This window comes from Mesorhizobium sp. M1B.F.Ca.ET.045.04.1.1 (assembly GCF_003952465.1).
Lineage (GTDB): Bacteria > Pseudomonadota > Alphaproteobacteria > Rhizobiales > Rhizobiaceae > Mesorhizobium > Mesorhizobium shonense.
This window is the reverse complement of sequence record NZ_CP034448.1, coordinates 1959235-1983387: the sequence shown is the minus strand read 5'-3', so window position 1 is coordinate 1983387 and position 24153 is coordinate 1959235. Positions and strand designations below refer to the sequence as shown.

The 24153-nt window shown below is 64.3% G+C and carries 26 protein-coding genes and 1 riboswitch; of the genes, 14 read left to right on the top strand and 12 right to left on the bottom strand.

The annotated features are described in order from the left end of the window. A complete protein-coding gene (locus tag EJ071_RS09685) occupies positions 1 to 612 on the bottom strand; it encodes a pyridoxamine 5'-phosphate oxidase family protein (protein ID WP_126097670.1) in 612 nt (203 codons plus the stop codon). 102 nt (positions 613 to 714) lie between these two features. Between EJ071_RS09685 and EJ071_RS09680 the strand changes: the two genes are divergently transcribed. Then, a complete protein-coding gene (locus tag EJ071_RS09680) occupies positions 715 to 1617 on the top strand; it encodes a LysR family transcriptional regulator (RefSeq protein ID WP_126097669.1) in 903 nt (300 codons plus the stop codon). Between the two features lie 82 nt (positions 1618 to 1699). Beyond that, complete coding sequence (locus EJ071_RS09675) at positions 1700 to 2500, top strand: 1-acyl-sn-glycerol-3-phosphate acyltransferase (RefSeq protein WP_126097668.1); 801 nt, start codon at positions 1700 to 1702, stop codon at positions 2498 to 2500. A gap of 102 nt (positions 2501 to 2602) precedes the next feature. Here EJ071_RS09675 and EJ071_RS09670 read toward each other — a convergent pair whose 3' ends face one another. From EJ071_RS09670 to EJ071_RS09660, 3 genes are all read right to left on the bottom strand, one after another. Beyond that, positions 2603 to 3223 carry a LysE family translocator gene (locus EJ071_RS09670; RefSeq protein WP_126097667.1) on the bottom strand — a complete coding sequence of 207 codons (621 nt, stop codon included), beginning with the start codon at positions 3221 to 3223 and terminating at the stop codon, positions 2603 to 2605. Positions 3224 to 3545: 322 nt separating this feature from the next. Beyond that, a complete protein-coding gene (locus EJ071_RS09665; protein ID WP_126097666.1) occupies positions 3546 to 4493 on the bottom strand; it encodes an aldo/keto reductase in 948 nt (315 codons plus the stop codon). A 132-nt stretch (positions 4494 to 4625) separates the two neighbouring features. Beyond that, complete coding sequence (locus tag EJ071_RS09660) at positions 4626 to 5162, bottom strand: gamma-glutamylcyclotransferase (protein ID WP_126097665.1); 537 nt, start codon at positions 5160 to 5162, stop codon at positions 4626 to 4628. Between the two features lie 124 nt (positions 5163 to 5286). Here EJ071_RS09660 and EJ071_RS09655 point away from each other — a divergent pair, with 124 nt between their 5' ends. Both EJ071_RS09655 and EJ071_RS09650 read left to right on the top strand, forming a co-directional pair. Continuing rightward, positions 5287 to 6285, top strand: a complete 999-nt coding sequence (locus EJ071_RS09655; protein ID WP_126097664.1) for a DUF2125 domain-containing protein — start codon at positions 5287 to 5289, stop codon at positions 6283 to 6285. 8 nt (positions 6286 to 6293) lie between these two features. Next, on the top strand, positions 6294 to 7223 hold the full coding sequence (locus EJ071_RS09650; RefSeq protein WP_126097663.1) for a sugar kinase: 930 nt from the start codon (positions 6294 to 6296) through the stop codon (positions 7221 to 7223). Here EJ071_RS09650 and EJ071_RS09645 read toward each other — a convergent pair whose 3' ends face one another. Together EJ071_RS09645 and hisC are read right to left on the bottom strand one after the other, a co-directional pair. Further along, complete coding sequence (locus tag EJ071_RS09645) at positions 7224 to 8162, bottom strand: prephenate/arogenate dehydrogenase family protein (RefSeq protein ID WP_189521436.1); 939 nt, start codon at positions 8160 to 8162, stop codon at positions 7224 to 7226. A gap of 6 nt (positions 8163 to 8168) precedes the next feature. After that, the gene (gene hisC, locus EJ071_RS09640; protein WP_126097661.1) at positions 8169 to 9272 is read right to left on the bottom strand and encodes a histidinol-phosphate transaminase; all 1104 of its coding nucleotides are present in this window, start codon (positions 9270 to 9272) and stop codon (positions 8169 to 8171) included. Between the two features lie 173 nt (positions 9273 to 9445). Next, positions 9446 to 9523: riboswitch (SAM riboswitch) on the top strand. 92 nt (positions 9524 to 9615) lie between these two features. Between hisC and EJ071_RS09635 the strand changes: the two genes are divergently transcribed. The 5 genes from EJ071_RS09635 to EJ071_RS09615 all read left to right on the top strand — a co-directional run bounded on the left by EJ071_RS09635 (position 9616) and on the right by EJ071_RS09615 (position 14505). Next, on the top strand, positions 9616 to 10785 hold the full coding sequence (locus EJ071_RS09635; RefSeq protein WP_126097660.1) for a homoserine O-acetyltransferase: 1170 nt from the start codon (positions 9616 to 9618) through the stop codon (positions 10783 to 10785). Positions 10786 to 10876: 91 nt separating this feature from the next. Next, positions 10877 to 11491: a methionine biosynthesis protein MetW gene (gene metW / locus EJ071_RS09630; RefSeq protein WP_126097659.1), complete on the top strand. Its 615-nt coding sequence runs from the start codon at positions 10877 to 10879 to the stop codon at positions 11489 to 11491. After that, positions 11440 to 12264: a Stf0 family sulfotransferase gene (locus EJ071_RS09625; protein WP_126097658.1), complete on the top strand. Its 825-nt coding sequence runs from the start codon at positions 11440 to 11442 to the stop codon at positions 12262 to 12264. Before metW ends, EJ071_RS09625 begins: the two co-directional genes overlap by 52 nt. 118 nt (positions 12265 to 12382) lie before the next feature. After that, complete coding sequence (locus EJ071_RS09620; protein WP_126097657.1) at positions 12383 to 13372, top strand: glycosyltransferase; 990 nt, start codon at positions 12383 to 12385, stop codon at positions 13370 to 13372. A 197-nt stretch (positions 13373 to 13569) separates the two neighbouring features. Then, the gene (locus EJ071_RS09615) at positions 13570 to 14505 is read left to right on the top strand and encodes a glycosyltransferase family 2 protein (protein WP_126097656.1); all 936 of its coding nucleotides are present in this window, start codon (positions 13570 to 13572) and stop codon (positions 14503 to 14505) included. A gap of 18 nt (positions 14506 to 14523) precedes the next feature. On the opposite strand, the gene EJ071_RS09610 is transcribed toward EJ071_RS09615, so the two are convergent. The 3 genes from EJ071_RS09610 to EJ071_RS09600 all read right to left on the bottom strand — a co-directional run bounded on the left by EJ071_RS09610 (position 14524) and on the right by EJ071_RS09600 (position 18088). Further along, positions 14524 to 15324 carry a DUF1194 domain-containing protein gene (locus EJ071_RS09610; RefSeq protein WP_126097655.1) on the bottom strand — a complete coding sequence of 267 codons (801 nt, stop codon included), beginning with the start codon at positions 15322 to 15324 and terminating at the stop codon, positions 14524 to 14526. A gap of 53 nt (positions 15325 to 15377) precedes the next feature. Next, positions 15378 to 17198: an ABC transporter ATP-binding protein/permease gene (locus tag EJ071_RS09605; RefSeq protein WP_126097654.1), complete on the bottom strand. Its 1821-nt coding sequence runs from the start codon at positions 17196 to 17198 to the stop codon at positions 15378 to 15380. A 107-nt stretch (positions 17199 to 17305) separates the two neighbouring features. Beyond that, positions 17306 to 18088: a methyltransferase domain-containing protein gene (locus tag EJ071_RS09600; protein ID WP_126102523.1), complete on the bottom strand. Its 783-nt coding sequence runs from the start codon at positions 18086 to 18088 to the stop codon at positions 17306 to 17308. Positions 18089 to 18291: 203 nt separating this feature from the next. Between EJ071_RS09600 and gloB the strand changes: the two genes are divergently transcribed. Together gloB and EJ071_RS09590 are read left to right on the top strand one after the other, a co-directional pair. Next, complete coding sequence (gene gloB / locus EJ071_RS09595; protein ID WP_126097653.1) at positions 18292 to 19059, top strand: hydroxyacylglutathione hydrolase; 768 nt, start codon at positions 18292 to 18294, stop codon at positions 19057 to 19059. 110 nt (positions 19060 to 19169) lie between these two features. After that, positions 19170 to 19601 (top strand): cupin domain-containing protein, encoded by a 432-nt coding sequence (locus EJ071_RS09590; protein ID WP_126102522.1) that lies wholly within the window; start codon positions 19170 to 19172, stop codon positions 19599 to 19601. Here the strand turns inward: EJ071_RS09590 and EJ071_RS09585 are convergent. The 3 genes from EJ071_RS09585 to EJ071_RS09575 form a co-directional block, all read right to left on the bottom strand. Then, entirely contained in the window at positions 19598 to 20269 is a 672-nt protein-coding gene (locus EJ071_RS09585; protein WP_126097652.1) for a lysoplasmalogenase, read from the bottom strand. The two genes, EJ071_RS09590 and EJ071_RS09585, sit on opposite strands and share 4 nt — an antisense overlap. Continuing rightward, the gene (locus tag EJ071_RS09580; RefSeq protein WP_126097651.1) at positions 20266 to 21153 is read right to left on the bottom strand and encodes an EamA family transporter; all 888 of its coding nucleotides are present in this window, start codon (positions 21151 to 21153) and stop codon (positions 20266 to 20268) included. Before EJ071_RS09580 ends, EJ071_RS09585 begins: the two co-directional genes overlap by 4 nt. A 142-nt stretch (positions 21154 to 21295) precedes the next feature. Next, on the bottom strand, positions 21296 to 22087 hold the full coding sequence (locus tag EJ071_RS09575) for a DUF3108 domain-containing protein (protein ID WP_126097650.1): 792 nt from the start codon (positions 22085 to 22087) through the stop codon (positions 21296 to 21298). Between the two features lie 255 nt (positions 22088 to 22342). On the opposite strand from EJ071_RS09575, the gene rpmB reads away from it, so the two are divergent. From rpmB to EJ071_RS09560, 3 genes are all read left to right on the top strand, one after another. Next, positions 22343 to 22639: a 50S ribosomal protein L28 gene (gene rpmB, locus EJ071_RS09570; protein WP_059187982.1), complete on the top strand. Its 297-nt coding sequence runs from the start codon at positions 22343 to 22345 to the stop codon at positions 22637 to 22639. Between the two features lie 92 nt (positions 22640 to 22731). Then, on the top strand, positions 22732 to 23412 hold the full coding sequence (locus EJ071_RS09565) for a queuosine precursor transporter (RefSeq protein ID WP_126097649.1): 681 nt from the start codon (positions 22732 to 22734) through the stop codon (positions 23410 to 23412). 2 nt (positions 23413 to 23414) lie between these two features. Next, positions 23415 to 24089, top strand: coding sequence for a hypothetical protein (locus EJ071_RS09560; RefSeq protein WP_126097648.1), 675 nt, complete (start codon positions 23415 to 23417; stop codon positions 24087 to 24089). The last annotated feature ends 64 nt before the right edge of the window (positions 24090 to 24153 follow it).

Here is a 24153-nt window from a genome sequence, read left to right as displayed (position 1 = left end):
CTAGGCTTCATTGTCGCGCAGGCCTGCGACCTCCTGTTCCAGATCGGCGATGCGCCGGTCGCGTTCGGCAAGCGCCGCGGCCACGTCTGCTGCTTCAAAACGCTGCGGAATGTGCTGCGGGCAATTGGCATCCCAGGCTGTGACGGTGAGCAGAATAGCCTGCTCCGGCCGCGCCTTGTAGTTTGCCGGCATCAGCCTTGCCGTCAGCGCCGCATCGTCTTCGACCACCCGCGCCCTGCCCCAGATCTTGATGCGCTGCCGAAGCATGTAGTCGATCAGGAACAGGAAGGCTTGGGCGTTGTCTTGAAGATTGCCCTGGGTGATGAACTGCCGGTTGCCTGAGAAATCGGCAAAGCCGATCGTGTGCTCGTCGACCACTTTTAGGAAGCCGGCCGGGCCGCCGCGATGCTGGATGTAGGGCTGGCCCCCGGCATTGGCCGTCGCCAGGAAAACGCTGGTCTGCGCCTCGATGAAGGCGGCGAGATCGGGGGTGATCGTTGCCTGCCAGCCGCCCCGCTCCTCGACGCGAGCATAGGTTCCGCGCGACCCCTTGCGGGACTGAATGGCCTTGACCGTAGGCGTGAAGGCGACATCGCTGGTAAAGGCGTTCATGCCGGTGCTCCTCTAACCAAGTAGCAGGACATTTAGTCCCTTCCGAAATCCGGAGGTAGAAGGCATATTCGTAATCTGTCCTTCCATTTTCCGGAAGAATGAATGGATCGCCTTGACGCCATGTCCCTGTTCGTCGCCACGGTGGAGGCCGGCAGCCTCTCCGCCGCCGCGCGGCGCGCCGGCATGCCGCTGGCGACGGTCAGCCGCAAGCTCTCCGAATTGGAGAAGCATCTGAAGACGCGTCTGCTCAAACGCTCGACCCGGCGCCTCACCCTGACCGACGCCGGTCAGTCTTATCTCGCCGCCTGCCGCCGCATCTTGGATGAGGTGAGCGAAGCCGAGCGCGCCGCCGCCGGCGAATATTTGAGCCCGACCGGCGACCTGGCCGTCACCGCGCCGGTCGTCTTCGGCCGCCTGCACGTGCTGCCCGTGATCACCGCCTTCCTCGCCGCCTATCCCGACGTCGACATCCGCCTGACGCTGTCCGACCGGATCACCCAACTGGTCGAAGAGCATATCGATCTCGCCGTGCGCATCGGCGAGCTTCCAGATTCGGCCATGGTCGCAACGCGCGTCGGCGCGATCCGCCGCATCGTTTGCGCAAGCCCGGCCTATCTCGCCGAGCACGGCGTGCCACTTGAACCGCGCGACCTGGCGGCCCACAGCTGCGTCACCTTCGAAAGCCTTGCCGCTCTTGCGACATGGAGCTTCGGCACGGGCAAGAGCGAGACCGCGGTTTCGGTCCGCTCGCGGCTGCAGGTCAACACCGCCGAGGCGGCAATCGATGCGGCGATCGCCGGTCTCGGCCTGACCACGGTGCTCTCCTACCAGGCGGACGCCGCCGTGCGCGCGGGCACGCTTCGCGTGGTGCTCGAGCCGTTCGAGCCGCAGCCCTGGCCGGTCAGCCTTGTGCATGCCGGCCAGGGCCTGCTGCCGGTGAAGCTGCGCGCTTTCCTCGATTTCGCCGCGCCGCGCCTGAGGGAGAGGCTGGCGCGGTCATTGTGACGGGGTTCGCTCGCCACGCCGTTTCCTTTTTGCCCGCGCTTGGTGTAACCAACGCACACTTTCACACCGGGCTCCTTCCCGCATGCTTTATATCCGCTCGCTGGCGTTCAACCTTGCCTTCTATCTCAGCCTGGTCGTCCAGATGATCTTCTGGACGCCCTTCTATTTCCTGTCGCCGCGCCATCGCGCCTGGTTCGTGCCGAAATTCTGGTCGCGCACCTCGATGTGGCTCTACGACAAGATCGCCGGCACCAGGAGCGAGATCACGGGCGCCGAGAACCTGCCTGAAGGGTCCTTCATCCTGGCGCCCAAGCATCAGTCCTTCTGGGACGCGATCGCCTTTTTTCCTTATCTCGACGACGCCTTGTATATCCTGAAGCGGGAGCTGACCTGGATCCCCTTCTTCGGCTGGTACATCATGAAGATGCGCATGATCCCGGTCGACCGCGGCAGCCGCTCGAAGGCGTTGAAGGCGGTCGTTGCCGCGACCAGGCAAGAGATGGCGCGCAATCCCCGCCAGCTCATCATCTATCCCGAGGGCACACGCCGCCCGCCGGGTGCCGAGCCGTCCTACAAATACGGCATCGTCGAGCTCTACACCCAGCTCGGCGTTCCCGTGGTGCCGGTCGCCCATGTCGCCGGCCTCTACTGGCCGCGCCGCAAGTTCATGCGTTATCCCGGCACCATCAAGGCCCGCTTCCTGCCGCCGATTCCGCCCGGGCTCGACAAGGAGGAATTCATGCAGCGGCTGATCGGCGAGACCGAAGCCGCCTGCGATCAGCTTTTGATCGAAGCCTCGCGCGCGCCGAACCCGCCGCCCATGCCGCCGACGGCGGTGAAGCGGCTAGCGGAGCTTGGCGCGGCGGCACAGGCTAAAGCATGATCCCGAAAAGTGGGAACCGGTTTTCGGAGAAAGATCATGCTCCGCAAAGAGTTAGATCGGGATGGCGATTCAGCGAAACGCCATCACGATCTAAGGCCTGACTCACGGCAGCGCCGCCAAGGCGGTGGTCAGCACCAGCGTCGCCGCGAAAACCAGGTTGATGACCCGCGACGCCGACGGATTGCGCAGCAGCCCTGCGAAGACCGTTCCGGCGACAAGCCAGAGCACATGGATGGCGACGATCATCGCGGCGAGCACCAGCAGCTTGCTCGAAAGCCCCAGCTCATCGACCTTTGACGAAGCGCCGGCAAACACGGCGCCGATCGCCACATAGGCCTTCGGATTGGCGACGGCGAGCATGAAGCCGCCAAGGAAGGTGGGATGTGCCGCGTCGTTTCCGCCTTCGGTCAACGGCCGCGCCGTCGCGATCCTGAAGGCGAGATAGAGGATATAGGCGGCCGAAGCGATCGTCAGCATGGGCGCCAGTCCCGGCATCGAAGTGAGCACGCTGACAATGCCGGCGGCCACCACCAGAAGCACGGCGATCGTTCCAAGCACGACGCCGCAAGTGTAGCGCAGCGAGGGCCGAAGGCCGAAGGCTGCGCCGACGGCCGTGACGCTGATCGTCGCCGGACCCGGACTGCCCATCACCACGGTGGCCGCCAACACCAGCGCCAGCAATTGCTGCCAGGGCTGCGCTCCAGACAGAACTCCTCCGGCCATGCCGAACCTCAATTCCCGCCGCGATACGGCAAGGAATTATCGCGGGGCTCCCGCATGGTCTTGGACGATCGTGCGGACTGCACCAAGGTATGTTGAGATTCAGGTCAGGCCGAGCCGGAGTCGAAGACGGGCGCGAAGCGACCAAAATGGCGGCATCCGAGAACCGGAGCGGAGCGTACTTAAAGTACGTGAGCACCGGCCCACGCCGGCCGTAGCCTTAACTGCCACACCACTCTCAAGTCATGGATGCTTCGGCCGGCGAAGGCCGGAAGCGCAGGAGGCCGCCATTTGCAGACCGGCATCACCTGAATATCAACACGCCTTAGGCGCTGGCCCGGTCGAGCGCTCCGATATCGTCCGCGGAAAGTTTCAGCGATGCAGCACGGATCAAGCTGTCCATCTGGGCGGGCGTCGTGGCGCTGGCAATTGGTGCGGTGACGCCCGGTCGCGCTATGATCCAGGCCAGCGCCACTTCCGCCTGCTTGGCCGAATGGCGCCCGGCGGCGGCATCGAGCGCGGAGAGAATGCGCATGCCGCGCTCGTTGAGATACTCGGCCACATCTTCACCGCGCTCGCTCTGACCGAGATCGGCCTTGGAGCGGTATTTGCCGCTCAGGAACCCCTTGGCGAGGCTGAAATAGGTGATGACGCCGAGACCCTCCGCCTTGCAGAGATCGAGCAGCGGGCCATCCAGCGAAGAGCGGTCGTACAAATTGTATTCGGGCTGCAGAACTTCATAACGCGGCAGGCTCCGCAGACTGGCGACGTCGAGGGCCGCGCGGAATTGCCCGGCATCGAGATTGGAACAGCCCGGATAGCGGATCTTGCCCTTCTCGAGCAGGCGCTGATAGGCGCCGAGCGTTTCCTCGTAAGGCGTGGCCGGGTCCGGCCAATGCGACAGATAGAGGTCGATGACGTCGGTTTGCAGCCGTTTGAGCGACGCATCGACGGCTTTCTCGATGTAGGCCGCGGACAGATCCCGCCTGCCCTGGCCCATGTCGGAGCCGACCTTGGTGATGACGACTATTTTGTCGCGGTTGCCGCGGCTCTTCATCCAGTTGCCGATGATGGTCTCGGATTCGCCGCCCTTGTTGCCCGGGACCCAGCGCGAATAGGCGTCCGCCGTGTCGACGGCATTGAAGCCGGCCTCGGCAAAGCGGTCGAGCAGGTCGAAGGAAGTCTTCTCGTCGGCGGTCCAGCCGAAGACGTTGCCGCCCAGAACCAGCGGCGCGATGGAAAGGTCGGTGCGACCGAGACGGCGTTTCTGCAAGATTGATCTCCGATGCTGGGATGGGGCCTCGACGCCGCCCAAGGATGGATTGCCGAGATGGATTGCGGTTAAGCTAGGTCTTGTCCCGCCGAGGTCAAAGGCATGGTTTTGCTTTTTGATCGGGCCAGGCCGTCACGAAGGCGCGACCTGCCGCCCAACCTGCTCCAGCCAGTGATCGCGAATGCCGAGCGCTTTCAGGTGCTCGAGCGTGCTGAGCACATAGTCCTCGTTCCGGCCCGACTGGCCGACGGCGCCGCGAACGACTGCCGCGGCATGGCTGGCGTCGAGTCCGCCGGCATATTGCTCATGCGCGCGGTCGACGATGTAGGCGACCGCCTCGACCGTTCGGTCTCCTCCCGCCCTATTCCCGTCGAGCCGGACATCGAGCATGCGTTCGAGATAGACATTGGTCACCAGCTCGCGCTCGCGCAGGTAGGAAAGCACTTCATTCCGCAAATCGCCCGGCACGCGGAACGCCAGGCCGATGCAGGAGCCGCCGCGGTCGAGACCCAGCACCAGGCCCGGTCTCTCGCGTGTGCCGCGATGCACGAAGGAATAGACGCAAAGCGACCGGCGATAGCCGTAAAGGCGGGCCCGCCGCGTCTCGACATGTGCGAATCCCGGCCGCCAGATCAGCGACCCATAGCCAAAAACCCAAAAATCGCCCATATCGCCAAGCCTGATCGCACTCGAGTGACGACATCGCACCGTGAGGTGTTTCTTCTGTCCCCCGCTTGTTGTGCATGAGATTAACAGCCCGCTCGCCGCACGAGGGGTTAACGAGAGCCGCAGCATGACGTCAAGTGACGAGCGATCGCGCAAACCTCGCCGCCGGCTGTTCTGGCTTGCCGCATTCATTGTCGTGCTGTTCGCGCTCTACAGCGCCGGCTGGTTCTATCTTGCCGACCGCCTCAAGACGGAGACCGACCAGGCGGTGGCCAAACTCGGCACCAAGGGCATCGCCGCCGGCTGCGCCAACCTTACCGTCAGCGGCTATCCGCTGAGCTTTGCCGTTTCCTGCGACAGCCTGGCCTATCAGGACGATAGCAAAAACATCGCCGCCTCCACGGGCAACTTCAACGCGGTCGCCGGGATCACGCAGCCTTTGTCGCCGGTGGCCGACGTGCGGGGCCCGCTCAGAACCTCGGCGCCGGGCATGCCGCCGCTTTGGATCGACTGGGACAAGCTGAACGCGACGGTCAAACTGTCCTGGCCGCTGCCCAGGCGCGTGTCGCTGCAGGCTGAAGGCCTGTCAGGCCAGACCGACCCGGCTGACGATTCCGATCCAGCCGAATTGTTCTACGCGGCAAACGCGGCCGGCCAACTGTCCCCCAAGGACCAGGACGTCGTCTATACCGGCAGCTTCAGCGATCTTGAAATCGATGCCGACGCGATCGGCGGCCGCGTGCTGCCGGCGCTCGATGGCGGCGGTGAGGCGACGCTGAAGAACGGCGTCGCGCTGATCGCGGCACCGCCCAAAAGCCTGCGCGGCCAGTCGGTCGACATCGCCAAGCTCGACCTGTCGTCCGGAACGGCGCGCGTGACGGTGTCCGGACCGGTCTCGGTCGACGCGGACGGGCTGATCGACGCCAATCTGACGATCAAGCTCAAGGATCCGAAGGCGGTGGCCGCCATTCTCTCAGGTGCGATCCCCGAGCACAAAAACGAGATCGAGCAGGGTTTTGCCGGCCTGGCCATGCTCGGCAACGAGCCGTCCATGCCGCTCAGGATCGTCAAGGGCAAGGCCTCGCTCGGCTTCATCCCGCTCGGCAAGATCAAGCCGGTCGATTGAGGGCTGCGATGGCGGAACCGGTCAGACTGCTCAGCGTCGGCGCATTCACCCTCGACACGATCCTTCGTGTCGAGACGCTTCCGACGCATCAAGGCAAGTTCATCGCCAGCGACGGCATCCAGATCGCCTCGGGCATGGCAACGAGCGCCGCTTGCGCCGCGCATCGCCTCGGCGCCAGCGTATCGCTCTGGGCGAGCGCGGGAGACGATGCGGTCGGCGACCAGCTGATCGCCGAGATCGAGGCGGAGGGCGTCGACTGCAGCCTGGTCCGCCGCGTCGCCGGCGCGCGCTCGGCGCTGGCCGCGATCCTGGTCGATGCCCATGGCGAACGCGTCATCGTGCCGTACTACGACAGCAAGGCGCAGGCAGATCCCAACTCTCTGCCGCTTGCCGACCTTTCCAGCTTCGATGCCGTACTGGTGGATGTGCGCTGGCCGGGCGCCGCGGCGCTCGCCCTGACAGCGGCGCGGGACGCCGGCCGTCCGGCGATCCTCGACGCCGACACCGCACCGATCGAGGTGCTGGAGCGGCTCTTACCGCTGGCCTCGCACATCGTCGCCTCGGAACCGGCGGCGCGTATCGTCTGCGGCCATGCGCTCTACCCGGAAAGCGCCTGCGCAGATCTTGCCTCGCGCACCGACGCCTTTGTTGCGGTGACAGGCGGCGCTGCCGGAACCTGGTGGCATGACAAGGCGGCCGGCCGCGTCCGCCATGTCGAGGCGCCGAAGGTCAAGGCGATAGATACGCTCGCCGCCGGCGACGTCTTCCACGGCGCGTTTGCCGTCGGCCTTGCCGAGGCGATGCCGCCCGAGCAGGCGCTACGCTTTGCCAGCGCCGCCGCGGCGCTCAAATGCCTGCGCTTCGGCGGCCGGCTCGGTGCTCCGGACAGGGCCGAGACGCTGGCGATGATGGCAGCGCACTGGCCGCCATCGACCTGACTAAGATTTGGCCCCAGGATGTTCGACCGCCTGGCGGCCGAAGTCCGGCACATCGATGTCCTGGCCGGCCTCGATGATCGAGCGGCGGATGGCGCGGGTACGGGTGAAGAGGTCGAACAGCTTTTCGCCGTCGCCCCAGCGGATCGCCCGCTGCAGCGAGGCGAGATCCTCCGAGAACCGCGCCAGCATCTCCAGGATCGCGTCCTTGTTGTGCAGGCACACGTCCCGCCACATGGTCGGGTCGGAGGCCGCCAGACGGGTGAAATCGCGAAAACCGGAAGCGGAATATTTGATGACTTCCGTCTTGGTCACCGATTCCAGGTCGTCGGCGGTGCCGACGATGTTGTAGGCGATGATATGCGGCAGGTGCGAGACGATGGCCAGGGTCATGTCGTGATGCTGCGGGTCCATCGTGTCGATGTTCGAGCCGCAGCGCCGCCAGAATTCGGAGAGCTTCTCCAGCGCCTCAGGATCGGTGCCCGGCAGCGGCGTGAAGATGCACCAGCGGTTGTCGAAAAGATCGGCAAAGCCGGCATCGGGGCCCGATTTTTCCGTACCCGCCAACGGGTGGCCCGGGATGAAATGCACGCCGTCGGGCACATGCGGCTCAATCTGCGCGATCACCGATGCCTTGGTCGAGCCGACATCGGTGAGGATGGCGCCTTTCTTCAGCGCCGGCGCGATCTCGGCGGCGACCTCGCCGGACGAGCCGACCGGCACCGAGATGATGACGAGATCCGCGTCGCGTGCCGCTTCTTTGGCCTCGGTCGTGTAGGAATCGCCGAGGCCGAGTTCCTCGGCCCGCTTGAGCGTCGCTTTGCTGCGCGTCGCGATGGCGATATGGCGGGCAAGCCCCTCCCGGCGGATGACGCGGGCGAGCGACGAGCCGATCAGGCCGATGCCGACCAGCGCTATTTTCTCGAACATCGGTGATGTCATGGTGCTTCAGCTTTTCAGGAAACTCGTCAGCGCTTCGACGACGCCGCGATTGGCCTCTTCGGTGCCGATGCTCATGCGCAGCGCGTTCGGGAAGCCGTAGCCGGTGACGCGGCGCAGGATATAGCCCCTCGCGCTGAGATAATCGTCCGCGGCCGCCGCCGAATGCCGCCTGTCGTCGGGAAAGTGGATCAGCACGAAATTGCCGACGCTCGGCGTCACGCGCAGCCCGAGCAGGGTCACCTGTTCGCTGACCCAGGCCAGCCATTTCTCGTTATGCGCCACACTGCGCTCGACATGGGCGCGGTCGCGGATGGCCGCGATGCCCGCCTCGATCGCTGTCGCGTTGACGTTGAACGGTCCACGCACCCGGTTGATCGCATCGACGATATGCGCCGGGCCGTACATCCAGCCGACGCGCGCGCCGCCGAGGCCGAGCTTGGAGAAGGTGCGGGTCATGACCACGTTCTCGGCGCTGCCGGCCAGCTCGATGCCGGCTTCATAATCGTTGCGCCGCACATATTCGGCATAGGCCGCGTCGAGCACCAGGAGCACGTTCTTCGGCAGCCCGGCATGCAGCCGGCGCACCTCCTGGAACGGCACATAGGTGCCGGTCGGATTGTTGGGATTGGCGAGGAACACGATCCGGGTCGCCGGCGTCACCGCGGCGAGGATCGCGTCGATGTCGGCCCGCTCGTCGGTTTCCTTGACCGCGACCGGTCTGGCGCCGGCGGCCTGGATGTAGATCTTGTAGACCATGAAGGCGTGTTCGGTGAACACGGCCTCGTCGCCCGGCGCGAGATAGGTTTGCGCCAGGAGCCCCAGTATCTCGTCGGAGCCGTTGGAGCAGACGATGTTTGCCGGATTGAGCCCATGCACGTCGCCGATCGCCTCGCGCAGCCGGCGAGCTGAGCCGTCGGGATAGACATCCAACCTAGAAGCCACGTCCCGCGCGGCCTCGATCGCCTTCGGCGACGGCCCGAGCGGGTTCTCGTTGGACGACAGCTTGTAGACTTTCGTCACGCCGGCCGGCGCCGTGCTCTTGCCCGGCACGTAGGCCTCGATGTCCATGATGCCCGCGCGGGGCGTCGGACGTGGCTGATCCTGCTTCATGTCACAAATCCGTCGAGAAGGCCGTCGAGGCCGCAGCGGAAATACAGGCCGTGGCCCCGAATGTCGAGTGCCGGTGCTTGCGCCAAGATGCCGATCCCAAGGTGCTGCCCCCAAGATGCTGCCCCCAGGGATGCTGCCCGTTGACGAAGCGCGGCGCTGGTCCTAGAAGAGCAGCCGGACTCCGTGGTGATTTGGCCGGTCGGCTTGCAGCCACGTTAAACAATTCGCTAAAGGGCCGTTTGCAACCTGTAACCGGCTTTGCGAAGGCAGGCCGGTTTTTTGTTGTCCGCTGCCGGCCGGATACCGCATCGGCGAAATCGATGCGGACTGGATGGGGAATGCGATGGCCGCTCAGCGCGCTCTAAGGACCAACAACGAGGCCGACCACCCGTCGAGCCCGGTGTTGCAGTTCGGCCCCGACAAGCCGCTGAAGCTCGATGCGGGCACGGTGCTGTCGCCGTTCCAGGTCGCTTACCAAACCTATGGCATCCTCAACGACGCCCGCTCCAACGCCATCCTCGTCTGCCACGCGCTGACCGGCGACCAGCATGTCGCCAACACCAATCCGGTGACCGGCAAGCCGGGCTGGTGGGAGGTGCTGATCGGCCCCGGCAAGATCATCGACACCAACCGCTTTTTCGTCATCTGCTCCAACGTCGTCGGCGGCTGCCTCGGCTCCACCGGCCCGGCCTCGATCAATCCGGCGACAGGCCGGCCCTACGGCCTCGACCTGCCGATCATCACCATCCGCGACATGGTGCGCGCGCAGCTGATGCTGGTCGACCATTTCGGCATCGAGAAGCTGTTTTGCGTGCTCGGCGGCTCAATGGGCGGCATGCAGGTGCTGGAGTGGGCCGCCAGCCATTCGGAGCGCGTCTTCTCCGTGCTGCCGATCGCCACCGGAGCCCGCCATTCCTCGCAGAACATCGCCTTCCATGAGGTCGGGCGGCAGGCCGTCATGGCCGATCCGGAGTGGCACGGCGGCAAATATCTCGATTTCGGCAGACGTCCGGAAAAAGGGCTCGCCGTGGCGCGCATGGCCGCCCACATCACCTATCTGTCGGAGGCGGCCCTTCACCGCAAGTTCGGTCGCAACCTGCAGGACCGCGAGGCGCTCACCTTCGGTTTCGACGCCGACTTCCAGATCGAAAGCTATCTGCGCCACCAGGGCATGACCTTCGTCGATCGCTTCGACGCAAACTCCTACCTCTATCTGACCCGCGCAATGGACTATTTCGACCTCGCCGCCGACCATGGCGGACGGCTGGCCGATGCCTTCGCCGGCACCAAGACGCGGTTTTGCCTGGTATCCTTCACATCAGACTGGCTGTTCCCGACCGGGGAGAGCCGCTCGATCGTTCATGCGCTGAACGCCGCCGGCGCTTCCGTCTCCTTCGTCGAGATCGAGACCGATCGCGGCCATGACGCCTTCCTGCTCGACGAACCGGAACTGTTCGCGGCCATCAACGGCTTCATCGCCTCGGCCGCCCGCGCCAGGGGACTCAGCCTATGAGCGGCTCGCGATCTCTTCGTTTTAGCAGCATTTCTGCGACACCGAGCGATTCCGCCTTGGCTTCGAATGCTCTAAGGCCGCGGGTGTTCCCATGAGCGTCAATCGTGCCCAACGTGTCGATCTCGAGGTTATCAACGATCTCATCCCGGCCCGTTCGCGTGTCCTCGATGTCGGCTCGGGCGACGGCCTGCTGCTGGAGCTTCTCCAGGAGACAAAACAGGTCGACGGCCGCGGGATGGAGCTGTCGCAGCGCGGCGTCAACGAATGCGTGGCGCGCGGCCTTTCCGTGATCCAGGGCGATGCCGACAAGGACCTCGAATTCTATCCCGACAAGGGCTTCGATTTCGTTGTGCTGTCGCAGACCTTGCAGGCGACCCGCAATCCGAAGCTGGTGCTCGACGAGCTGCTTCGGATCGGCAACCGCGCCATCGTATCGTTCCCCAATTTCGGCCATTGGCGCGTGCGCTTCTCGCTGCTGATCAAGGGCAGGATGCCGGTCACCAAGGATCTGCCCTATTCCTGGTACGACACGCCGAACATCCACTTCTGCACCATCCGCGACTTCGTCAATCTGTGCGAGGAGCTTGGCGCAACGGTCGAGAAGGCGACCGCACTCGACGCCAACGGCCAGAAGATCGGCCTGTCGATGCCCTGGTGGTTCTGGAATTTCTTCGGCCAGCAGGCGGTGTTTTTGCTGAAGCGATGATCGGGATGCAGCTTTTTCGTCGGCGGCCGCCGACGGTTAAAATCCCTCCGGACATTCTGTCGGAGATACGAGCGGGAATTCTCGTCTGCACATCGCCGCGCAGCGGCAGCAATCATCTTGCAGGACTAATGGCTTCGGCCGGGTTGGGCAATCCACTGGAATGGTTTGGCGGTCGCCGTCTGCTTGAACTGCCCGGCTACCCGCGCGAACCGAGCGCCCAGCTTCTTCGTGCGTTGACGGAGGGGCGGTCCTCTTCCGGAGTCTACGCGATCAAGCTCTTCGCGAGCCAGTTCGCTCAAGTGGCCAAGAAGGTGAACCTGCCGGCCAGTCTTCCGAACCCGCGCTATGTGCGCCTGACGCGTAGCGATCTGCTGGGCCAGGCGATCTCATGGGCACGCGCGCGGCAAACCCGCAGATTCCGCTCCACTGAAGTCAGCCATGCACCGCCACGCTACGACAGCGGAGCGATTGCCGAGTCGCTTGAGAAGATTTTGATGGAGAATTTGGCTTGGGATGCTTGGTTCGCGAAAAACGGACTGTCTTTTCTCGCATTGACCTATGAGCAAATTCAGCAAGATCCGGTTGGAAGCCTCAAGACGATCGCGCAGCTGGCGGGTGTAGAGCCCGTCTGGAGAACGAACCTCGAGTCAGGTCTCGAAGTCCAGCGCGACGCGATCAACGACGAATGGAGAAAGCGTTTCCTGTCTGAATATACCGACCCGTCGAGCTTCCGGCATGGAAAAAACTATATCCGTGGCTTCTTGAAGAACTAGCAATCGGTGAACCGCCAATCGAAGCGGAAACTCGCAAATAGATGGCGCCTTTGATCGTTTGACAGCATACGTTCAGGGCTATAGCGACTATCCCGATAAGCTGGTGGTGATTAACTCTATGGCTGAACATCCAACCTATTCGATCGTCGTGGAGATGGAGAACGCCAAATCCATTGACTGGGACGAGATTGGCGTGGGCCTGAAGGCCCTGGCGCGTGAAATTGCTGCCGTTTCCGCAACTGGTTTCGCAAGGCCGAAGGTTGTCGTGTCGCATGGCGGGCCCGATTCGGACGCCGATTTGCTGCGAGCGAGCATCGACGCTGAAGCACCTCAACTTACGCAGGTTGCCGAACTGACATTCGCGGCCTGCTCCGGTGGTCGGTATTACGACCTCAAGAACAATGGCGTGCCCTTGACCGAAGGAAACATCGTCGTTTTCCTGGATTCCGACACAGTCCCCGAGCGGGATTGGCTCTCAACTCTGCTGAAGCCCTTCCAACACCCGGAAACCCTCTGCGTAAACGGGCATACCTATCTTTCCTACGACGATTTTTTCTCGCGAACCTTTGCTTTGATCTGGTTCTTCCCGATGGCCCGGGGGGACGAAAGGTTCGCCTCGAAACGTGCGATCAATGCCAACAACATTGCCTTCCAACGCGACTGGATAGCCAGCCATCCGTTCCCGGCACACAACGGCTTCAAGGTTTCCTGCACGCTGCTGATGCACCAGCTTTGGCGCGAGGGCCACAGAATCGTCAATGTCGATGCGCGCGTCTATCACTACTCGCCGCGCGGCTGGCGGTTCTTCTATTGGCGCGCGCTGGTGACCGGCAGGGATGCCGACCGAAAATTCGTCGAGCTCCATTCCCCCACCCGCGCCCAGCGTATCGTCAAATCGTTCACACGCTGGGGGACGATGTCGTGGCGCACGACACGACGCGTGATCGGTCATGCGCCGCAAACGGGCATGCCAATCTGGCAGATTCCGTTTTCAGTGGCGGTCGGCCTGGCCTTTTACACGCTGGCATTTTTCGGCCATTTCAGCCTCGCAGCCGGTCTCGTTCGCGACGAAATCGAGATCGTGCCGGACTATGTGGGCCACAGTTGAGGACAAGTCGCCCGCAAAGTGTTGCTTTCAAACCGCATGGCTTTGAAGAAATATGCTCCGAACTTGATCCTGACGCGACGCTTCAGGTGACATAGACGCCTCTTTTCTGTAGCGTTTTGTCCATCCGGGGGCGGACACGGAGGGGCAGGTACGAGATCCAACCGATCATCGCGTATCCGCTCCACAACGAAAGTTAGATGCCGGCTGCTTCCGACACAGCTCCGCTGATCACCGTGATCACGCCGACGCACAACCGGCGCAGCCAGGTCGTGCGCGCCGTGGAAAGCGTTCTTGCCCAGACACTTACGCGCTTCGAGCACATCGTGGTCGACGATGGCTCGACCGATGGGACGGCCCTGGCGCTCGCCGAAATTCGCGACCCCAGACTGATCTATGTCGGGGCGAAATGGCGCGGCGCCAATGCCGCGCGCAACGCGGGCATCGAGCGCGCGCGGGCGCCGATCGTGACCTTCCTTGATTCGGACGATGTCTATCTGCCGGACCGCCTGGAGCGGACGGTGGCGCATTTCGACAAAAACCCTTCGCTTGAAGTGCTGATCAGCTCCTTCATCTCGGTGAAGGGCAACCGCAGCACCAAATGTATCAATCGCCAGGCCTTGCTCGACAAGAGCACGCTGCAGCGCGCGCTGGTCTCGCAGACGATCTTCATCGCCGGTTCGGCGATTAGCGCCCGGCACGAATCGCTGCTTGCGATCGGTGGCTTCGACAGCGACATCACGCGCATGCAGGACCGCGAGCTGCTGCTGCGTTTTGCCAACCGCGGCGGCGCCCTGCTGTCGGAGGAGATCGACTGGAAGAAGTATAATTCGGAGAACTCGATCTCCGGCCGCCGCGATGGCTATGTCGAGGCCTATGCCAACTTGATCGGCAAGCACCCTTATATCGCCGACCGTTATCCCGACGTGCCGCCCTATATGATCGCGCGCCAGATCATCGCCGATACCCTGAAAGGCCGGCTGCCTCAGGCTTTCTCGGGCTATCTGGCCAACCGGTCGTCCAAAGCCCTCGGCTATTCGCTGCCGCAACTGCTGCGCGGCTATGTTGTCGGCCGCCGCTGGCGTCGCGATTGCTATGACGAATTCCGCGCCAAATATGGCGCCCGGGCGGCCTGAGGCGCACCAAGTGGTGCCTCACCGATCCAGCTCCGGAAAATACGGATCGGAAAACCGCTGCCGCAGCCGCTCGCCGAGCAAGCAGTCGGTCGGCGCCTCCGCATCGACGCGGATCTTTGTGGCATCACCGACACTGCTCACCTCCTGGATCAGCTTGCGGCGGATCGCGGTCGAGAATTCGGACGCCGCATAGATCGGCAACACGAACGAGCCGGGGCCGCCGGTGACGCAATCGGCATAGTAGCGATCGAGACGGCTGACGCTCGGCGACGGGCTGATCAGGATCGGCAGGCCGTTGATGATTATGCCGCTGGCCAGGGCGGCGTCACGGGTCAGGGCGACAGGCAGCCCGGCATTGTTGGGCCCGTCCCCCGATATGTCGATGACCCGACGCGGCGCCGAAAAGCCATTTTTCTCCAAAAGCCCGGCGCCGAAGCCGAGAGCGCCGGAAATCGAGGTGCCGCGAAAGCTCCGGAACGGCCGGCCCGCGATCTTGTCGGCAAAGGCGTTGGCGCTGTCTGCGCCGTCGATGACCTGCCAGGCGATCACGCCGTCGTCGCGCACGACGCCCGCCCATTCGAAATAGGCGAGCGCGATACGGCCCTTCGGGCCTGAGCGCACCGCGCTGATGAAGTCGGGATGGCGCAGCGCCTCGACATAGCCGGCGCGCTGCAGGGCGAACTCCCCTTCGTCCATCGACTGCGAGATGTCGACAGCCAGCACGAGCTCGACATCGACGGGCGTATCGCCGCCGATTGCAGGCATTGGCGCCGCCTCGGCGCAGGCAAGGCAGGCAAGCAGACTGAGCAGCTTGAGCATGGCACAGCTCCGACCACGCCGGGATTCTTCCCGGCGATCGCGGCGAAATAAAGCTATTTCTTGGCTCTCGCCGCGGTCGGTGGCGGTTCGATCGCCCCGGCGCGCAGGCGGGCCGGCTTGAGCGCCGATCCGCCGCTGTCCTTGACGATGGTAAGCGCGCGCGGGAAGAACTGGTTGTTGTGCAGGCCGCGCCCGATATTGAGGATCGCAGCGTCCGCCAGTCTCGCCTGCAGCATGGCCAGCACGCGCCGCAACGTGGCGCCGTCGAACGTATCCAGCGCTTCGTCGATGATCACCCATTTCGGCTTCCTCAGCGCAAGCCGGGCAAAGGCGAGCAGCCGCTGCTCGTCGTCGGCCAGCTCATGCTCCCAGCGCGCCGAGCGGTCGAGCTGGGATGACAGGCGCTCCAGGCCGACTTCGTTCAGCACCGCTGAAATCTCGGCGTCGTCTATCCTCGCGCCTTCGGCATGGTTGAGCGCGTCGCGCAGCGTGCCGAGCGGAAAATAGGGCGTGCGCGGCACGAAGAATGGCGTCTCCCCCGCCGGCATGCCGATGCGGCCGCTTCCCCATGGCCAGAGGCCGGCGATGGCGCGGAAGAACAGCGTCTTGCCGGCGCGCGGATCGCCGGTGATCATGACGCGCTCGCCGGCCTGGATCTCGACGCTCGTCTCGGCAAGCTTGGTGCAGCCGTCGGGCGACGCGACTTCGAGCTTGTCGAATGTCAGCTTGCCATTTTCGTTCTCGCCGAACTCGATGCGCTTTTCCTTGGCGTGCAGGATGTCCGTTTCGCCAAGTGCGATGCGGAAGTCGGCGACGCGCATCAGCGTTGCCCGCCAATCGGCGATGGCGCCGATATTGTTGATGAACCAGCGCAGCGAGGAATTCACCTGGTTGAAGGCGCCGACCGCCATCATCAGTCCGCCGAAGCTGATGTCGCCGGCGAAATAGACCGGCGCCGCGACGAGGATCGGCGCCACCACGGTGACCCAGCCATAGGCGTCGGTGACCCAGGACAGGTTGATCTGAGCGCCGTAGATGCGCCGCATGGCGCCAAGCACGCCGCCGAGGTCGACATCGAGCCGCCGGCTGGCGTCGGCCTCGCCATGGGCAAGCGCGATGGCGTCGATATTCTCGTTGATGCGGACCATGGAGGAGCGCAGCTCCGCCTCCCGCGTATAGCGATCGCTGTTGAAGCGGATCAGCGGCCGGCCCACCAGCCAGCTCAGCCACGAGGCGATGCCGGCATAGAGGATCGCCGCCCAGACCATGTAGCCGGGTATGGCCAGGGAATGGCCGCCGACATGGAAGACGAAGCCGGAAGAGAGCTCCCAAAGCACGCCGATAAAGGACACAAGAAGGATGAAGGACTGCAAGAGGCCCACGCTGAGATCGGTCGACAGATCCGACAAATGGCCGGCATCCTGCTGCATGCGTTGGTCGGGGTTGACGCCGATGGCTCCCGCGTGGGTGAGCCGGAAGGCGCGCGCCGGCCGCATCCATTCATCGATGAGGTCCAGCGTCAGCGCCTCGCGCAGCCTCAGCCGGATCATCTGGTTGAGCCAGGTCTGGCCGACGTTGAGCACCAGGAGGCTACCGGCGATTACGGCAAAAACCATCAGCTGGTGCAGGAAACCCGGCAAGTCGCGCCGCGCCAGGGCATCGTAGAAAGGCTGGTTCCAGCGATTGAGCAGGACCTGCCCGACCGATGTCGCGACGATGACGCCGACAATGCCGATCGATACCCACGAAAGCTGCCTGCGAACCGGAGACGTCTTCAGCGCCTGCCTGATTGTCGCCAGTTGGTCACGCAGGCTGCTTGCCTCGACCGAGACAGTCTGTTCGGTTTCTGGCTTGTCAACCGTTTGGTAGTCCATGTGCAAAATCCCTGCTTTCGGGAATGGTCATCGACGCCGATGCCGCGCCGTGTCCCCGTCCCTGAGATAGGGCGATGATTGCCGTGCGGCGCAAGGCTTGATCCCGATCACGAACGCGTCACTTGCCCGGTCCGGGACATTGCCTCGGTCGTCTTTCGTCCAAGCCGCGTCGCGCCCTGCGGCGAGAACACCGGCACGAAGACGCGGCGCGAGGCGCGCTGCGCGACTGGCACGCCCTGGTAGAGCCGCTTCTGCGCCTCGACGACGATGACGCCGGAAAAGATCGGCCAGAAGCGCCGGCCGGCGCGCTCCAGCACATTGTGGAACTGCATCATGAAACGCCGCGGCGATGGCGGGAAGAACAGCGCGTCGGACCATGCGGCGGGCGTGAAATTCGCCTCGCGCAGCAATTCGGTGAGCTGGCCGCGCGAGAACGGCCGGCCATTGCCGAAGGGCGTATGCTCGAAGCGCGCCCAGACACCGCGCCGGTTGGGCACGACGATGACGACTCTGCCCGCCGGCGACAGCACGCGCCAGATCTCGTTCAGCGTCTCGCGCGGATTTTCGACATGTTCGAGCGAATGCACGAGCAGCATGCGGTCGATGCAGGAATCGACCAGCGGCAGCTCCTCGTCGAAGACCAGCGCCGTCGCCGTCGGTCCCGTCGCCGGCCACACCACCGCCCCTTGCGTCGCCGGCATGAAGGCAAAGACTCGCTCGGCATCGGTGCCGAATCGCTCCAGCCAGGGCAGCGTGTAGCCGAGGCCGACCAGACGCTCGTTGGGAACGCTTGCCCATATCGATGAGAGCGCCATGGTGATCGCGCGCTCGGCCAGGCGGCCGAGCGTGGTCGAATAGAAGGAACGGAGGTCGACGATGTCCGAATGCATGCGGGCGACGGTAGCCGCGATAAATGCCGAGTTCAACAAAGGCCGATGACATCGGCCGCCGGCCGCCCTATGTCTGCGGCAGCTCCTGCATCGGCCCGAAATCGGTTTCGATTTCGGAAAGCACGATGCGGCAGATACCAAGTATTAGAGTGTCCTTTTGTGCATCCACCTGGTTGCACGGCGCTCTAGCGGAGAGCGATGGGATGCCGGTCGAAATCGAACAGTTCATGTGCCGCACCGACAATTTCGGCGTGCTGGTGCACGATCCCGAAAGCGGGCAGACGGCGATCATCGACGCTCCGGAGGAAGCCCCGATCCTGGCCGCGATCAAGCGCACCGGCTGGACGCCGACGATGATCCTGACCACGCATCACCATGGCGACCATGTCGAGGCCAACCTGGCCCTGAAAGAGCGCTTCAAGCTCACCATCGTCGGGCCGGAAGCGGAAAAGGCGAAGATCCCCGGCATCGACGAGACCGTCAGGCAAGGTTCCGTCATCCGGCTTGGCGAGGAAAGGATCGAAGTCATCGAAACGCCCGGCCACACCGCCGGCCATGTCTCCTACCATCTGCCGGCCTCGAAAGTGGCCTTCACCGCCGACACGCTGTTCGCGCTGGGCTGCGGCCGGATCTTCGAGTGCAAGCCGCCGGTGATGCACGACTCGCTGAAGAAGCTTGCCGCCCTTCCGGCCGAGACCGTCGTCTATTGCGGCCACGAATACACTTTAGCCAACGCCCGCTTCGCGCTGACCGTCGACCCCACGAATTCAGCCTTGAAGGAGCGCGCCGTCAGGATCGAGGCGCTTCGCGCCGACAACAAGCCGACCCTGCCGACGACGATCGGCGAGGAACTGTCGACCAACCCGTTCCTGCGCTGGCACGACCCGGCGATTCGCAGGCATCTCGGCATGGAGCGGGCGAGCGACGTCGAGGTGTTCGCGGAAATCCGCAAGCGCAAGGACCATTTCTAGAGCTGTTGCCCGAAAGTGCGCAAAGCAATTCCAGGAAAAGTGTGAAACCGGAATTGCGCTAAAATAAAGAGCGGTTCTGCGATAACGACATGCATCAAACAAAGACCGGCATGACCAGCGCCGCTGAAATCATCGCAACGCTCGGCCTCGAGCCGCACCCCGAAGGCGGCTGGTATGCCGAGACTTTTCGCGATGGTGCGGGAGGCAGGCGCGGCCATTCGACCGCGATCTATTTCCTTCTGGAGCAAGGCCAGCTTTCGGCCTGGCACCGGGTGAAGGATGCCGCGGAGGTCTGGCACTTCTATGCCGGCGCGCCGCTCGCGCTCGCCATGCATGAGGAAGGCACCGGCGCCGTCATCGAACAGGTGCTGGGCGCGGCACTTGCCTCGGGCGAGCGGCCGCAGATCGTCGTGCCGGCAGGCTGGTGGCAGTCGGCGCGCAGCCTCGGCGAATGGACGCTGGTCGGCTGCACGGTGGCGCCTGGCTTCGACTTCGCCGCCTTCGAGCTGGCCGAGCCGGGTTGGCAGCCGAAAACCGCTTAACTCAGCAGGAAACCGAGCGTAGTGGCGAGTTGGGCTGCATAGTAGAGCACCCAGACCGCGTAGCGCATCCAGACGCGCTGCGGCGAGATCGCCGCTAGCAGGAAACGCTCCGCTGCCAGCAACCCGTCCGAGGCCATGAACAGCACGGCGCCGGCGATGACCCAGGGATGGTAGCCGGTGAGCGCCGAGATGCCCATGGCGAGGATCGCGGCGACATAGACAGCGATCGGGATACGGAGCGATGGGCCGACGCGGCGCCACAACGCGGCGAGCATAACGATGACGAACGCCGCCATCGCCAGCGCCATCGCACCACGCCAGGATTCTGCGGCGAGCAGCCCGATCCCGCCGCCTGCCTCGAGGAACAGGGCGACATAGGCGATATGCGCGGCAAGAAAGCTCGCCAGCCCGCCGAGGAAGGCCTTCTCGCCGTGCTGCGAGAGGAACGCATCGCCGACGGCGCTCAGCGCCAGCGCCGCGACGAGCAGCAGCGGACCGCCCTGCATGACGGCGAGCGCCGCCAGCAAGGCGACGGCCAGCGTCTTCGCGGCGGAGCGGGCGAGCCGCGGCGACAGTTCGAGCGCAAAGGCGTAGATCGCAGCAGCTGCGATCGAAAATAAAAGCGTCGCGTTCGGGTTGGCGTCGATGCCGCCTGGAAACGGCATCATGCGTGCGCCCCGCCGGTCGCGGGCCTGCGCGGCAACAGCGACTTGGCTGCGAGTGCTGCTCCGCCGGTGATGAGCACGCAGGCCGCGAGGATGCGCGGCGACGGCTCGGCCACGCCCGCGGCGATCAGCACCAGCGTCGACAAAAGCGGCGCGGCGTAGCTTGCGGCGCCCAGCACCTGGATGTTGCCGCGCTTGACGCCGATGTCCCAGGCATAAAAGGCGGCCCCCACCGGCATCAGGCCGAGCCCGATGACCGCCAGCCACTGGCCCGGGCCGTCGGGCAGCACGGTTTTTTCGAGCAGCAAGTGGCAGGCGAGCGAAAGCACCGACGTCGCCGCACAGAACCATGTGACGATCGAGGTCGGCACCGACGGGAAGCGCCGCGACAAGAGCGAATAGGACGACCACAAAAGCGCGCAGACGGCCGCCATCGTATAACCGAAGGCGTAATGCGCGTCGAAGGCGAGCCCACCGCCCTTGGTGACGATGAGGAAAGTGCCGGCCAGCCCGAGCAGCGCGCCGACGACATGGTTCCAGGCAAGCCGCTCGCCAGGCATCAGCGCCGAGCCGAGCACGATCAAGAGCGGCCACAGATACGCGATCAGGCTCGCCTCGACGGCCGGCGCGTTGCGCAGCGCGGTGAAGTAGAAGAAATGGTAGCCGAACAGGCCGGCAATTCCGATCAGCCACACCTGCGGCGGTACCTTCCGGCTCTTGTCGCGAGAAGGCATCACCAGCCTGGCGGCAAGCCCGACGCAGGTGCCGATGGCGAAGGTGATTGCCGACAGCAGGAATGGCGGCACCTGCCCCGAGGCGTCGGTGAGCAGTGCGAGCAGCGCCCACATGGCGACCGCCGAGAAGCCGATCAGTGTTGCGCGCCCCATAGCTGCCCCCCGACGGCGCGCCGGGGCGCCCCTCAAGCAATTCCAGGAAAAGTGTGTAACCGTTCGGAACTGCGTAAAAACAAATGACTAGAGCAATCCCAGGAAAAATGCGTGGCGGTTTTCCGTCCGGAATTGCATAAAATTACTCGACGGCTTCGAACCGTCTCGCGCTGATGGTCAGCGGACCGATCTGGGTCCCGACCGTGGCGCGGATCGGCGCATATACGCCGGATTGGCCGACCGGCGCAAATGTCACCATAATGCGGCTCTTGTTCTTGAGGAACTCCAGCGCCTTGCGGCCCTTGCGATAGCCCGCGACCGGCTCGAAGCCCATCTTGCAGGTGACGGTGTCGCCCTTGAAGCCGGGCACCGAGATCGACCCTTTCGAGGCATAGGTCAGCGACAGGTTGGCGCGCATCTCGCCGTCATAGAATTTGACGGTCCGCCCGCAGACCTTGTCCAGGCTGTCGGCGTGGATGACGGTCGCCGCCATCGGGTCGAGCACCGACCTCAGGTCGCCGTCGCCGACCGGCACCCAGCTCTTGGGATCGCGCTTGCCGGGTTCCGGGACGACCTTCGTCGAGGCGACATCGCCCTTGGCGAAGCGTATGTCGACCACCGAGGCTTTCTTGCCGGAGGTGTAATCCGCCCGGAAGGCCTGCGGCCGCATCTGCTGGCCCGAAATCGTGCCTTGCGATGAGATCGTGCCCTTCGTGTCGTCGAACAGCTTGGCGATGCCGGCGGCCGAGACAGTGCCGTTGATGGCGTAGTTGTCGCCGTCGTAACGGCTCGAAAAAGTCGCCCTGGCGACCGAAAGGCCAAGGAAAGACACCGTGTATTCGCCCTTGAAGGACTGCGGCGAGGCAGCGGCGAAGCCCGTCGTCGGCACAGAGACGGCGAGCAGGGCGGCAAGGGCATGGGATGGTCGAAGCATGGCGGGCGGTAAGTCCTTGATACTGGCCGGAAACGCGTCGGTTCCAGCCTGGCAATCCCTTCGCTAAGGGCTTATAGGGCGAAATCCGGCCTTTATATGGAGTGCGCCCCATCGTTGGCCACGTGCCGGAGCTTGACGTGGTGGCGAAATGCAACTATGGAACGCCAACTTTTCCAAAGGCCGCCTGACCGAGACCGCGCGCCGCCTGGCGCGGGCAGAATGGTTTGGCAGATTTAGAACTGAAGGTTAGACAAGATGTCCCGTACCTGCGAGCTCACTGCCAAGGCAGTCCAGACCGGCAACAATGTGAGCCATGCCAACAACAAGACCAAGCGCCGCTTCCTGCCGAACCTGGTCAATGTGACGCTGATTTCCGAAGTGTTGAACCAGAACGTGCGCCTGCGCATTTCGGCCAACGCGCTGCGTTCTGTCGAGCATCGCGGCGGCCTCGACGCCTTCTTGGCCAAGGCCGACGCCAAGGACCTGTCGCAGCGCGCGCGCCTGCTCAAGAAGCAGATCGCCAAGAAGCTCGCTGAGCAGCCGGCCGCCTAAGACCGCTTTCAGGCGGGGACGAACCGCCTTCCAAGGAGTGTCGTGCGGATTCGGCATGACATTCCGCTGGTTCCATTACCCAGGATAAAAAAATGAACTTCCTGACACGATACCTGCCCTTCGTGGCCGCCATGGCGCTTGTCGTCGTGGCGTCGAACATTCTTGTCCAGTTCCCGATGCAGGGTCAGATCGGCGGCCTGTCGCTGGCCGACCTGCTCACTTGGGGCGCCTTCACCTATCCCTTCTCCTTCCTGGTCACCGACCTTGCCAATCGCCGCTACGGCCCGGCCGTGGCGCGCAAGGTGGTGTTCGTCGGCTTCATGACGGCAGTGATCTGCTCGATCCTGGTTCCGCCCTTCCTGTTCCGCCACGGCCTGATCGAATTCGAGACCGCCGCCGACCGGCTGGTGCGCATCGCGGCCGCTTCCGGCGCCGCGTTCCTCACCGCGCAACTGCTCGACGTGACCGTGTTCAACCGGCTGCGCCGGCAAAGCTGGTGGCGCGCACCGATCGTCGGCACGCTGGTCGGCTCCATCTTCGACACGGTGGTGTTCTTCGGCGTCGCCTTCTCAGCCGCTTTCGCCTTTGCCGGACCGAACGACAGCTTCGCGCTGGAGACGGCGCCGCTGATGGGCGTGCTGCCTGTCGAGACGATGCGCTGGGTGTCCTGGGCGTTGGGCGATCTCTCGGTCAAGCTGATCATCGCTGTGGTTGCGTTGATCCCCTACCGGCTGCTTGCCACCCGCTGGAGCCAGCCCGCGATCGCTGTATAATCGTGATCCCTTGGGTTCAGCTCGACTCAGCCCGCACGCCTGATGGCGGCCAGGAACTTCGCCTGAAGCAGCGCGGCACCGAATTCTCGATCATGCTGGGCACGAATGAGCTGATGAACAGCCGCCTCAGCGGTTCCGAGGAGGCGCTCGCCAGGCTTTCTTGCGAGCGGATCGCTGCCCGCAAGCGGCCAAGGATCCTCATCGGCGGGCTCGGCATGGGCTTCACCTTGCGCGCCGCCCTCGCCGCGCTCGATGGCGACGCTGCCGTCACAGTTGCCGAGCTTGTCCCCGCGGTCGTCGCCTGGGCACGCGGCCCGATGTCCGCGATCTTCGACGACTGCCTCGACGATCCCCGCGTCACCATTCGCGAGGCTGATGTCGGTCAACTGATAAGGGCGCAAGCGGCCGCTTGGGACGCCATCCTGCTCGACGTCGACAATGGCCCGGAAGGCATCGTCTACAAGGGCAATGACGCGCTCTACGGCACGGCCGGCCTCGCAGCCGCGCGTGCCGCATTGAAACCCGGCGGCGTGTTGGCCGTCTGGTCACAGGGACCGGACAGCGGCTTCACGCGGCGCCTGAAACAGGCAGGTTTCGTGGTCGAGGAAATCAACACGCGCGCCCGCGGCAAGCGCGGCGCCCGCCATGTCATCTGGATCGCAACCAACGGGCGCTGACCTCTGCAGGCTGCCCACCGCCCACCTGAGCCAGCCCGCCATCGCCTGACGGTCCAACTGGTTG